The following is a 12354-nucleotide window of genomic DNA, read 5'->3' as shown; positions in this document are numbered from 1 at the left end:
GTGCGATCAGTGCAGCTTGTGCTTCAGGTCCGACAGCTCCGCGTGCACGCGGCTGACGGCGGCTTCCAGGTGGGCCGGCATCTGCGGCAGGCTGCGGCTGATGCGCTTGGCTTCGTCGCCCATATCTTCCAGGCGGTCGACGCATTCGATCACGCGCTGCTGGTCGTTCGACTGCATCACGCTCTGGGCCTGCTGGGCTTCCTGCTGCAGCTTGTGGATGCAGTCGCGGATTTCGTTCGGTGCATCCTGCGAGGACTGACAAGCTTGTTCGGCTTCGCCGATGGTTTGCTGAATATGAGTGAATCGCTGCTGGATTTCGTTTGCTTGCAACATGACGTTCTCCTGTGCGTTGGGTTGGACTCATTCGCATCCGTGCGGAGCGGGTTGGCGAAGAAATATGGTAGTCCGGTCGACCACTGGATGGCGCACGGTCCGACCGCCGGATGAGGCAACTCTGCAGTCAATTAACCGAAATTCGCCGAAATTGACAGCAAAATCATCACCTTGCAGACTGCATGTTGACCAGGATTACCCGTCATGCAATAGTGCCTTTCTTTTTCGATCACGAAAGTCACGCATGCGTTTTCGCGCCGCTTCCCTTCCCGCTGCCGTCGCAGTGTCCCTCGCCTTGCTGGCCTCCAACGGCGCCGGCGCCCAGTCCACCGACCCGGTGGGCGCGCGCATCAGCGCCCAGTCGCTGCGCGGCCATTTGTCCTTCCTCGCCTCCGACCTGCTCGAAGGCCGCGCCACGCCCTCGCGCGGCCAGGACCTGGCGGCCGAGTACATCGCGGCCCAGTTCCGCCGCGCCGGCCTGGAACCGGCCGGCAACGACGGCTATTTCCAGGTCTCGGACTGGAAGTACGCCGAGCGCGACATGAGCCAGTTCGCCTTCACCGTCCAGGCCGGCGGCAAGACCTTGAGCGTGCCGGCCAGCGCGGTCGACCTGCGCGTGCGCGAAGCCGTCAGCCTCAAGGATGCCGCGGTGGTGACGATGCCCTGGCTTGAGGCGATGAAGGATGCGGCGCGCGCCGACGGCAAGCTGCTGGTGCTCACGATGCCGGCCGACCGCCGCGCCGCTTATGGCGACCTGCAGAAGTTCACCGGCAAGCCGGCGCTGCTGGTGCTGGTCGACGGCAGCCGCACCCAGGGCAGCGCCGCCAACGGCTGGCTGGTGGAAGAAGGTCCGCCGCGTCCGCGCGACGCCATGCGCAGCGTGGTGCTGTACGATGCCCAGGCCGCGGCGGCCCTCACCGCAGGAAACGCCACGGTGACGCTGAACGTGCCCGGCCCGGTCGAGCGCGCGGTCAAGCTGCGCAACGTGGTCGGCGTGCTGCGCGGCTCGGATACGAAGCTGAAGGACACCTACGTCATGCTGACCTCGCACTACGACCACCTCGGCATCCGCAACGGCGACATCTACAACGGCGCCAACGACGACGGCAGCGGCACCGTGTCGGTGATCGAGATCGCGTCCAGCCTGGCGGCGCAGAAGACGCGGCCCAAGCGCAGCATCGTGTTCATGACCTTCTTCGGCGAAGAGCTGGGCCTGGTCGGTTCGCGCTACTACGGCAAACATCCGTTGTTCCCGATCAAGGACACGGTGGCCGACATCAACCTGGAACAGATCGGCCGTACCGACGACAGCGAAGGCGCGCGCGTGAATGCCGCCAACCTGACCGGTTTCGACTACACCAGCATCTCGGACACGCTGCAGCGCGCCGGCAAGAAAGTGGGCGTCAAGCTGGTCAAGCACCCGGTGAACAGCGACCGTTATTTTGCCCAGAGCGACAACCAGTCGCTGGCCGACGCCGGCGTCCCGGCGCACACGCTGTCGGTCGCCTACGAGTTCCCGGACTACCACGGCAAGGACGACGACTGGGACAAGATCGACTACGAGAACATGGCGCGCATCGACCGCATGGTGGCGATCGGCCTGCTGGACATCGCCAACAGCCGCAAGGCGCCGGCGTGGACCGCGGTGCCGAACGCGGCGAAATATCTGGAAGCCGCGAAAAAGCTGAAATAACGTAGGGTGGGCGCGGCCGGCGTTATGCTGGCGTACGCGTGGGCACGTGGTGCCTACGCCGGCCGCGCCCACCCTACGGCACTGCGGCCGTTGCGGCCGCCAATGGCGCCAGCCCGCGCAGGCGCAGCGCCACGGCCACCGCGCCGGCCAGCACGGCGCCCAGCAGCGCCACCACCCCGCCCCAGCCGGCATGGCCCCAGACCACGCCGGCCAGCCAGCCGACCACGCTCGATCCCAGGTAATAGAAGAACAGGTACAGGGCCGAGGCCAACGCCTGCGGCGGCCGCGCGCGCCGTCCGACCCAGCTGCTGGCCACCGAGTGCGAGGCGAAGAAGCCGAAGGTGAACAGGCCCATGCCGGCCACGATCGCCACCAGCGCATTCGACAGCGTCAGCAGCAGGCCGGCCAGCATCGCCAGCATCACCATCCACAGCACGTTGCGCCGGCCCAGGCGGTCGGCCAGCTTGCCGGCCCAGACCGAGCTGAAGATGCCCAGCAGGTAGAGCACCGACAGCGCCCCGACCGCGCTCTGGCGCAGGCCGAAGTCAGGCCCCAGCAGGCGGTAGCCGATGTAGTTGTACATGCTGACGAAGGTCCCCATCAGCAAAAAGGACAGCGCGAACAGCCAGGGCAAACCCTGGTCCCCGAGATGCTTGCGGGTGCCGCCCACTAGCGCGTGCCAGCTGCCCTGCCCCGGCTTCCAATTGGTCGAGGCCGGCAGGCTGCGGTTGAACTCCCAGGCCGCGTACAGCCCGGCCACGCCCATGGTGCCGATCGCGATGCGCCAGTCCCAGAAATCGCTGATGAAGGAGGACAGCACCCGCCCCGCCATGCCGCCGAAGGCGCTGCCGCCGATGTACAGGCCCATCGAGTGGCCGAGCGACGGCCCGTCGATCTCTTCGCTCAGGTAAGCCATGGCCAGCGCCGGCATCCCGCCCAGCAGCAGGCCGAGCAGGCCGCGCAGGACCAGCAATTGGCCATAGCTGTGGGTAAAGGCCGCCAGCAGGGTCAGGATGCCGCCGGCGAACATCGAGGCCGCCATCAGCGGCTTCCTGCCGTAGCGTTCGGACAGTACGCTCGAGGCCAGCAGCGACACCGCCAGCGCGCCGGTGGCGAGCGACAGCACCAGGCTGCTCTGGGCGGCGCTGAGGGCGAAATCATGGGCCAGCAGCGGCATCAGCGGCTGCACGCAGTACAGCAGGGCAAACGTGGAAAACCCGCCGAAGACCATGGCGCGGTTGATGCGTTTGAACGCCGCGCTGCCGGCGGCGATGCGAGTGGAAGACATGGAGGATCCTGATTCTTTACAGCCAGATCATAGCTGACAATCAGGACCCCCATGTCCATACAGGATTTACGCCACGACGCGCAGGCGCTCCTCCTGCTCCCGGTCGAGACCGTGATCGATCAGCACGTGATGGCGCGCGGCCGTGCGGCCCGCGTTGTAGGCCGCCTCCACCGCATAGGCCGAAAAGTCGTGGTCGCCGCCCGAAGGGGCAGGTGCGCCCTGGATGACACGCAGGTTCTTCAGCGCCCTCAATCTTTGCAGCCAGTCCCATGCCGCGGCTTCGGGATTGTCGGCGGCATCCTTGCGCAGGATGCTATCTTTCGGCACCAGCGCCTCGAGCGTCTTCAGCATCCCCAAGAAGCCTTTCAGGCCGGCACTCCCGCCAAACTCGGCCCAGAAGCGGTTTTCGTACTGCATTGCCAACGCGCGTGTCTGGACTTCGATCAGGTTCTTCGGTATCGGCAGGTTGCCGGTGGCGAACAGGTCGATCGTGAAGATGGGCAGCGTGTCGTACTCCTCCTCGGTCAGGATGTTCAACAGGGCGTCGATCGGCGTATTGCTGAACAGCCCGCCGTCCCAGTAAGCGCAATCGTCGATCACCACCGGCGGGAAGCCCGGCGGCAAGGCACCACTGGCCATGATGTGCTCCGGCCTGATCGTTTGCTTCACTGCATTCAGCTTCTCCATGCACGTGCCTGCGTCGGCACCGGTGCCATGGCTGTGCAGGTAATTCGAGAACGTCATCGGCCCGCCGGTTTCCAGGCTGGTGGCCGTCACTGCCAGGCGCACCGCCGGCATTCCATCCTCGGCGACCCGGTTGATCCGGTCGAAGTCGAGATGCTGCCCCAGCGTCCTGTACATCGGCTTGGTGTCGCAAAGACTGTTCCAGCTTCCCATCTGCAGGTAATCGGTACGCGACTGCCAGAAATTCGGATTGCCCAACAGTGAAAAATTTCCCTGCATGTTGGCCGGCAGGAATGGGAAGGTCTTCATCGTGATCTGGTCCCAGACCGCCTTCAGGCTGGCGGCAATATCGCCGTCCTTCGCGCCGGCAATGGCCGCCGCGTTCACGGCACCGATCGATACGCCGCTGACCGCCACCGGCTCCCAGCCCATCTCGACCAGCTTGGTCACGACCCCATACTCATAGGCGCCGAGCGCGCCGCCCCCTTGCAGCACCAATGCCATCTTCTTGCCCATGTATGACTCCTTGATATGTCCTGTGGAAAATGCACAAACCGCTTGTCAGCAAACGGTGTCGGTGTCAACCGAGCTGGACAACTTTAAAAGGAATAGCGCTCAGGACATTTGAGCTAGGTCAAATAGAAATATGTGCTGGGGATTGACGAAAGGGGTAGCGCCCCCTGTCGTTTCCGATGCTGCCGGATAAGACGGGGGGGCGCCGGGGTGTTACGGATACTCGGCGTCGATCTCGGAACCGGCGTAGTTTTCCAGCTCGACGAACAGCTGCTTCAGCGGCGTGTTGTCGCCGATGTGCTTGAGCAGCAGGCTGTTGCGATAACTGTCGATGCGCTCGGCAATGATGCGCTGGTGCGGGGCCGGGATGTTTTCCAGCATCCTGGCCCAGCCGGCCTCGTGGTCGTGCTTGCCGGTGCGGACCGATTGCACGAAGCGCTCGAATTCCTTCTGGCCGGTACGCGCGACGATGCGGCCGCCGCCTTCGATGCCGAAGATCACCGCCAGCGCGATCACGCCTTCGGCATTCAGGTCCGGATCCTTGACCGCGCCTTCCCAATGGTGGCGGCGCAGCCATTCGGCCGCGCGCACGATCGCCTGCACGCTTTTGCGCTGCTGCAGCTGGCCGAGGTAGCGCTCGTAGCCGGACCAGGTCTCGCCCGGATCGGCGGTGCACAGGTCGACGAACAGTTCCTTCAGGCGGCGCTGCGAATACACCGGGTCCTTGTCGTACTCCCCGACCAGGGTGTCCTCGGGCAGCGCCGACAGTTCGCGCACCAGCCGGAAGCCCTGCTGGAACACGACTTCGGCACCTTCCGAGAGCAGCAGGCCGAGCCCGGCCTGGTCGCCGACGGCTTCGTCTTCCTCGTCCTCGAGCAGGTGCTCCAGGCCGAGCGAGACGCCGCCGATGGTCAAGAGCTGGGCGCGCTGGATGCCCTCGGCGGTACGGTCGTTGGTGAATTTTTCCGCCACCATCGCCGTGATGCCGGACAGCTCGTCGGCCAGCGCCGCGGCCTCTTCGTTACCGGCGCGGCTCGGGAGCAGTTTGATGGCGCGGATCAGGCGCGGCAGTCTTTCGATGACGATCGCAGGCAACATAAAGGTGTCTGCTCCGCTCACGAGAAAATGTCCGTGCCCATGCTCCGGCGCGGGCTGCGGCGCGGCTGGGTGCGTACCGACGGCACCTGCTTGCGCAGGCGGTACAGCAGTTCGCGGGTGCCACGCTGCTGGAATTCCGATTCCTCGTCCGGATCGTCCGGCAGTTCGACGTCGGCCAGGTCCTGGGTGTTGCGGTATTCCGGGAAAAGCTCGAGCAGCGAACGCTGCCAGCCGTCCTCGCTGGCGCGGGCCAGGTCGATCGCCAGCGGCACGATGTCGCTGTCGGAGGTGGTGTGGATATTGCTGTGCGGGCCGCGCACGTTGATCTCGCCCGCCACTTCCAGGATCTCGCGCGGCGCCAGCGACCACAGGATCGCGAACGCGGTGGCGCCGTGGTCGGTGCTCGATGCGGCTTCCAGCAGCTCGTTGCGGCGGTCCTCGTCGTCGGTGGCATACACCACGCCGTGGATATGGTTGAACAGGCCTTCGGCCAGGCGCTCGGGATCGTCCTCGATCATGTCGTCAGGCCAGGTGGCGGCCAGGAAAGCCAGGCTCTCGGCCCAGGCCTTGGGCGGCACCAGCATGGTCGCCAGCGAGGTCTTGGCGCCGTCGAAGCCGGCCAGGTGCAGCGCGGTGACCTGCGGCGGCAGGGTCGACAGCACCTCGGCCACGGCGTAGTCGCCGTGCTCGTCGGCCGCCTGCGAGAACGCTTCCTCGGCGTGCTGCAGCGATCCCGACAGCACCAGGTCGGTGACCTGCTGGGTCAAGGCTGGCAGCTTGGCTTGGGTGTTGTCGTCGCTCATTCGCGATCGCCTCCATCCTGGTCGAAGAGCTGGGTGAAGTCGTCGCCGACCGCGGTTTCTTCCAGTTCGTCGTCGTCGCCTTCGTCGTCGCGGGCCAGCTGGTCGAGCGACTGGTCGTCGTCTTCCCAGCGCGCCTGGTTCTTGTACAGGAAGGCGGTGATGATGGCCTGGCGCGCCAGCTCAGGATGGTTCTCGCAGATGGCTTCGTACATGGCCTTGCCCTCATCCTCGCCCTGAGCGGCGTCGCAGTTGGCCATCGCGAACACGCGCGCCGGATCGCCGCTGCCTTCATAGTCCATGGCTTCGCGCACCAGGCCCTTGGGGTCGGTGAAGCGGATGCGGTCGACCAGCGCGAAGGCCATCATGTTGACGTCGTCCAGACCGTTGCCGTCGGCGTACTCGGACACCAGCGCCTGGACCATCATGTCGTAGTTCTTGCGGTTGGGCGGATCGCCCAGGGTGCCTTCGATCTGGCCTTCCAGTTCGCGCGACTGGAAAGCAAATTCCGGATGTACTTTTTTCATGTTTGGATTCGCAATCTTGATTAATGCAGGGTCACGCCATTGAGCGCGAACAGGGAACGCCAGAGTTCGAACGCTTCTCCTTCGGCGTCGAGCACGATACGGTGATTGACGCTCTGGTCGTATTCGTCGCGCTTGGCGCGGTCGGACAGGGTTTCGTAGGCCTTGGTGACGGCCTTGAAGCGCGCCTCCGCGCCCGGCGCCTGGTTGCGGTCCGGGTGGTAGCGCATCGCCAGGGAGCGGTACACCTTCTTGATCTCGTCGTCGGTGGCGTTCGGCGCGACGCCGAGAATCGCGTATAAATTTTCCACTTGAAACTCTCCGGCAGTGCCCAGATAAAAACGTTAAACCGGGATTATCCTATAGAAAGCGCCGGCTTGACAGGCTGGCCATTGATCCCGATTCTTCCTAGTATCGGGCGCACGATTTGGGCGAACCGTGCGCTTAACCACATAAGGCGGCCAGTGGCTACCCTTCTACGGTAAAATGCCCGGAATATTACCTATTCAAAACACCTTTTCATGAGCAACGACAAGAATTCCCCGGCGCCGTCGCCGTCGCCCAATTTTGTGCGCTCCATCGTCGACTCCGACATCGCCGCCGGCACCCATGACCGTCCCGGAATGCCGTCGGTGATCACCCGCTTCCCGCCGGAGCCGAACGGCTACCTGCACGTGGGCCACGCCAAATCGATCTGCCTGAACTTCGGCCTGGCGCGCGACTACCAGGGCCGCTGCCACCTGCGCTTCGACGACACCAATCCGGAAAAGGAAGACCAGGAATACGTCGACACCATCATGGACAGCGTCAAGTGGCTCGGCTTCACCTGGGAGCAAGGCGGCCAGGCGTACCTGCACTACGCCAGCGACTACTTCGACCAGCTGTACGCGATGGCCGAGTACCTGATCCAGAACGGCAAGGCTTACGTCGACAGCCAGAGCGCCGAAGACATGGCGAAAAACCGCGGCAACTTCGGTACGCCGGGCACCAACTCGCCGTTCCGCGACCGCCCGGCCGAGGAATCGCTGCAGTTGTTCCGCGACATGAAGGCCGGCAAGTACAAGGACGGCGAACACATCCTGCGCGCCAAGATGAGCGAAGACGCGATGGCCTCGCCGATCATGACCAACCGCGACCCGGCCCTGTACCGCATCCGCCATGCGCATCACCACCGCACCGGCGACGCCTGGTGCATCTACCCGATGTACGACTACACGCACCCGATCTCGGATGCGATCGAAAACATCACGCACTCGCTGTGCACGCTGGAATTCACCGACCACCGCCCGTTCTATGACTGGCTGGTCGAGACCCTGGCCGACGGCGGTTTCTTCCCGCGTCCGGTGCCGCGCCAGTACGAATTCTCGCGCCTGAACCTGACGTATGTCGTCACCTCCAAGCGCAAGCTGCGCCAGCTGGTGGACAGCGGCGTCGTGAACGGCTGGGACGACCCGCGCATGCCGACCATCGTCGGCCTGCGCCGCCGCGGCTACACGCCGGAAGCCATCCAGCTGTTCTGCGAACGCATCGGCGTCACCAAGGTCGACAGCTGGATCGACATGAGCACGCTGGAAGGCGCGCTGCGCGACGACCTGGATCCGAAGGCACCGCGCGCGATCGCCGTGCTGCGTCCGCTGAAGCTGATCGTCGACAATTTCCCGGAAGGCCAGACGGTCGAGTGCAACGCGCCGGTCCACCCGCACCACCCCGAGATGGGCCAGCGCTCCTTCCCGTTCACGAAGGAACTGTGGATCGAGCAGGAAGACTTCATGGAAGTGCCGACCAAGGGCTACCACCGCTTCACCCCGCCGACCGCCGACAAGCCGGGCGCGCGCGTGCGCCTGAAGTACGGCTTCGTGGCCGAGTGCACCGGCTTCGACAAGGACGAGAATGGCAACGTGATCGCGGTCCACGTGAACTATTTCGAGGATTCGAAATCGGGCACCCCGGGCGCCGACAACTACAAGGTCAAGGGCAACATCACCTGGGTCAGCGCCTCGCACGCCCTGGAAGCCGAAGTGCGCCTGTACGACCGCCTGTTCCTCGATCCGCAGCCGGACGGCGGCGGCAAGGACTTCATGAGCGTGCTGAACCCGAACGCGCTGGAAACCGTCAAAGCGTACCTGGAACCGGGACTGAAGGCGGCTGCGCCCGACCAGCGCTTCCAGTTCGAGCGCCACGGCTATTTCGTGGCCGACCGCGTCGACTCGCAGCCGGGCAAGCCGGTGTTCAACCGCGTGACCACGCTGAAGGACAGCTGGGGCAAGTAATCTCCGCATGCGCCGCCACGCGCGGCAGCACGGCACAAAACCCGGGTCGGTCCACGAACCGGGTTTTTTTCCATACAAGCTCTTTAATCTGCTAGGTCCACTTCGGACCCAACTTACGTAAGTTGCAACGCATAAAGACCGCAAGGACAGCGCCGCCTGTCCTGCCTGCGAGGAGTATGCGATGTCGCTGCTGCAAGAGGCGTTTTCCGTCACCCGCCTGTCGTTCTGGGCAGGCACCCTGCTATCCTCGCTGATCGGCTGCAGCCTGTACGTCAACACGCATCGCTCGATCGAAAGCGATGCACGCCAGCGCTTCCTGAATCATGCCGCGTATGCGCAAAGCGTGATCAGTGTCCGGGTCAAATCGTACACGGACTTGTTGCGTTCGGCGGGCAGCATGGTCCAGAGTTCGCAAGGCGTCACCCAACAGCAATTCCACGAGTTTGCGCGTGGGCTGCATCTTGAGCAAAACTATCCCGCCATTGATTACATCAACCTGGCACTGTTTTTCCATGAAGACCAGCGTGCAGCCTTCGTCACCAAACTGCGTGCCGAGAAAAAGTTCCTGGGCCCGCTGGCCGCCAAACTGGACATCTGGCCATCCGGCGTGCGTCCGGCCTACCTCGCGGTCGGCTACATCGAGCCGGAACAAAAACAGGCCGAGCTCTACGGCTACGACCTGCTGTCCAACCACTTTTTCGGCAACCTGTTGCAGCGCGAGCGCGACGAAGGTACCTTCCAGGCTGCAGGCACGCCGATTCCCGCGCTGTCCCATCCGAACGATACCTACCTGGGCATGCGCATGCCCATCTACCGGCTGGGCCTGCCGCTCGACAGCGTCGCGGGCCGCCGCGCCGCCTACATGGGCTCGATCGGCATCGCATTCAGCGTGCCGAAGCTGCTGAAAGGCGTGATCGACAAGATCCCGGTGAACGGCGTGCGCATGACGCTGTTCGACACCGGCCGGTACATGGATGCGCTTGGCCGCGACCGCACCGGGATACCGCTCACGCTGTTCGACAGCCAAGGAACGACGGCGCTGCCCAAGCCGCCACTGGCAGGCGGCGACGATGTGTTCTCGACCACGCTGCAGATGAATTTCAATAACCGTCCGTGGAGGACGGTGTACAGCGCACCCAAGTCTGCCCTGTACACCGAGTTCGACGTGTACTACCCGAAGCTGATGATGTCGCTTGGCTTCTTCGGCTCGATCATGCTGTACGCGGTGATCTTCATCCTCACCTCCTCGCGCCGCGCGGCCCTGGCGCTGGCCCAGGAAATGACGAGCGAGCTGCGCGAGAGCCAGAGCAAGCTGCAACTGTCGCACCAGAAACTGCGCCGGCTGGCCGACAATGCCTACCAGGTCAAGGAACTGGAGCGCAAGCGGATTGCGCGCGAGGTACACGACGATCTCGGCCAGAACCTGCTGGCCTTGCGCATCGACGCGGAAATGCTGACCACCCGCTCGCGGACCCACAGCCACCTGCACAAGCGCGCCAGCGCCACGCTGCAGCAGATCGATACCACCATCAAGAGCGTGCGCCAGATCATCAACGACCTGCGCCCCACCGTACTCGACCTCGGCCTCTCCGCCGCCGTCGAGTGGCAGGTGCATCAGTTCCAGCGCCGTACCGGCATCCAGTGCGATCTCCATGAAGATCACCTGGAAATCGCCATGCCCGACTATTGCGCGACCGCTTTCTTCCGCATCCTGCAGGAGTCGCTGACCAACATCGTGCGCCATGCCCACGCCAGCCGCGTCATCGTCGAGCTGCGGCTGAACGGCAGCTGGCTGTCGCTGATCGTCCGCGACAATGGCTGCGGCCTGCCGCCGGGCGGACGCAACAAGCATGGCTCATTCGGCCTGGTCGGTATCGAGGAACGTATCCTCATCCTCGGCGGCACCTGCGCCATCTTCAGCGAACCCGATGGCGGCACGACGATCATGGTCTCGGCACCGGTGATCGACCTGCCCGCCGACGAACCGCGCCTGCTGAGCGAACACGAAACCGGTTCCGCCGTCATTTGAGGCACCACGCGGGCCGTCCCGGTCCGCTTCTTCCCTTCTTCCCTTCCGTGCTCCAGCTTGTCGCGCTATTTGTAGCATCGCGGCAACGTCATTCCACTTTTGACCAAACGCAATTACGTGCCCAATGGCCTCAATTACATTGAGTACAGGCAACGCAAATCAAGAACGGTTTGTAGCGAGCCCCTCAACAATACCAAGGGAGGTCAGCACTTTTTGAGCGATATCGAAATAGAGAAAAATTTTGATGCCGACACATGAATTACATGATGTCTGCCAATACTAGGGAAGCAGTTCACATAATTACATTATCAATAAGGACAATCATGAATCTCAACGACCTGTTCAAGGCAGTCATGGCACTCGATCTGAACCCCATCAAAGTCAAGTTGATGCACGTCGAATCGGGAGAAGGTTGGAGCCTTGATAAAGCCACGGCCGTCGAAAAGGAATACCGGCGTTTCCTTTGTCTGATGAAAATGTTCCCGAATGAAGCTGCAGCACCTTTGCAAGATGTCGACACTTTCTGGCACTACCATATCCTCGATACCATGAAGTATGCGGCCGACTGCGAACAGGCATTCGGCTACTTCCTGCACCATTACCCCTATGTCGGGCTGGGCGGCGAAGACGACCAGCAATTCCGCCTCGACAGCGGCGAGCGCATGCGCGTCCTGTACGAAGCCACTTTCAGCGATGCCTATCCGGGCGCCACGGCGATCCGCGCCAGCACTGCCTTCTGCGCCGGACCCGGCATCGACAAGGTCGAAGCGCGTAGCACGGATACCGCATTCTGTGCAGGGCCGGGTGCCAAGCCCGCCTTCTGCGCCGGACCGGGCGCCAAGGCCGCTTTCTGCGCTGGTCCCGGTGCCAAGGCCGCCTTCTGTGCCGGTCCCGGTGCCAAGGCCGCCTTCTGTGCCGGTCCCGGTGCCAAGGCCGCCTTCTGCGCCGGGCCCGGTGCCAAGGCCGTTGCCACTGCCGGCACGCCAAACCAGCCGGTCGCCGCCTTGCGTGTTGCCAGCATCGAACCGATGCGCGCACAAGCGAGCTGACAGGAGTCAGCCATACTGGCCGGCCTGCCCCTTCCAGGCCCGCATCCCGATCCGCCTCCTTCCTGGAGGCGGA

General features: G+C 63.8%; 11 protein-coding genes. 4 read left to right on the top strand and 7 right to left on the bottom strand.

Annotated elements, in window-relative coordinates; all coding sequences use genetic code 11:
• Positions 1-6 precede the first annotated feature (6 nt).
• Complete coding sequence (locus U1H99_RS21825; RefSeq protein WP_323143826.1) at positions 7-333, bottom strand: hypothetical protein; 327 nt, start codon at positions 331-333, stop codon at positions 7-9.
• Between the two features lie 244 nt (positions 334-577).
• On the opposite strand from U1H99_RS21825, the gene U1H99_RS21820 reads away from it, so the two are divergent.
• Positions 578-2026 (top strand): M28 family peptidase, encoded by a 1449-nt coding sequence (locus tag U1H99_RS21820; RefSeq protein WP_323143825.1) that lies wholly within the window; start codon positions 578-580, stop codon positions 2024-2026.
• Positions 2027-2099: 73 nt separating this feature from the next.
• Here U1H99_RS21820 and U1H99_RS21815 read toward each other — a convergent pair whose 3' ends face one another.
• From U1H99_RS21815 to U1H99_RS21790, 6 genes are all read right to left on the bottom strand, one after another.
• Positions 2100-3314, bottom strand: coding sequence for an MFS transporter (locus tag U1H99_RS21815; RefSeq protein ID WP_323143824.1), 1215 nt, complete (start codon positions 3312-3314; stop codon positions 2100-2102).
• A gap of 66 nt (positions 3315-3380) precedes the next feature.
• Positions 3381-4514, bottom strand: a complete 1134-nt coding sequence (locus U1H99_RS21810) for a patatin-like phospholipase family protein (RefSeq protein ID WP_323143823.1) — start codon at positions 4512-4514, stop codon at positions 3381-3383.
• A 210-nt stretch (positions 4515-4724) separates the two neighbouring features.
• Positions 4725-5609: a hypothetical protein gene (locus tag U1H99_RS21805; protein WP_323143822.1), complete on the bottom strand. Its 885-nt coding sequence runs from the start codon at positions 5607-5609 to the stop codon at positions 4725-4727.
• Positions 5610-5626: 17 nt separating this feature from the next.
• Positions 5627-6412, bottom strand: a complete 786-nt coding sequence (locus tag U1H99_RS21800) for a hypothetical protein (RefSeq protein WP_323143821.1) — start codon at positions 6410-6412, stop codon at positions 5627-5629.
• Positions 6409-6936 (bottom strand): hypothetical protein, encoded by a 528-nt coding sequence (locus U1H99_RS21795; protein ID WP_323143820.1) that lies wholly within the window; start codon positions 6934-6936, stop codon positions 6409-6411. The genes U1H99_RS21800 and U1H99_RS21795 overlap by 4 nt, the downstream gene beginning before the upstream one ends.
• Before the next feature lie 20 nt (positions 6937-6956).
• On the bottom strand, positions 6957-7244 hold the full coding sequence (locus U1H99_RS21790) for a DnaJ domain-containing protein (RefSeq protein WP_323143819.1): 288 nt from the start codon (positions 7242-7244) through the stop codon (positions 6957-6959).
• Between the two features lie 210 nt (positions 7245-7454).
• On the opposite strand from U1H99_RS21790, the gene U1H99_RS21785 reads away from it, so the two are divergent.
• From U1H99_RS21785 to U1H99_RS21775, 3 genes are all read left to right on the top strand, one after another.
• Positions 7455-9203, top strand: coding sequence for a glutamine--tRNA ligase/YqeY domain fusion protein (locus tag U1H99_RS21785; protein WP_323143818.1), 1749 nt, complete (start codon positions 7455-7457; stop codon positions 9201-9203).
• A gap of 181 nt (positions 9204-9384) precedes the next feature.
• Positions 9385-11232, top strand: a complete 1848-nt coding sequence (locus tag U1H99_RS21780) for a sensor histidine kinase (RefSeq protein ID WP_323143817.1) — start codon at positions 9385-9387, stop codon at positions 11230-11232.
• A 323-nt stretch (positions 11233-11555) separates the two neighbouring features.
• A complete protein-coding gene (locus tag U1H99_RS21775) occupies positions 11556-12281 on the top strand; it encodes a glycine-rich domain-containing protein (RefSeq protein ID WP_323143816.1) in 726 nt (241 codons plus the stop codon).
• The last annotated feature ends 73 nt before the right edge of the window (positions 12282-12354 follow it).

Origin of the sequence: Massilia phyllosphaerae (assembly GCF_034659755.1) — a bacterium.
GTDB classification, from domain to species: domain Bacteria; phylum Pseudomonadota; class Gammaproteobacteria; order Burkholderiales; family Burkholderiaceae_D; genus Telluria; species Telluria phyllosphaerae.
This window is presented reverse-complemented; position numbering and strand designations above follow the sequence as displayed.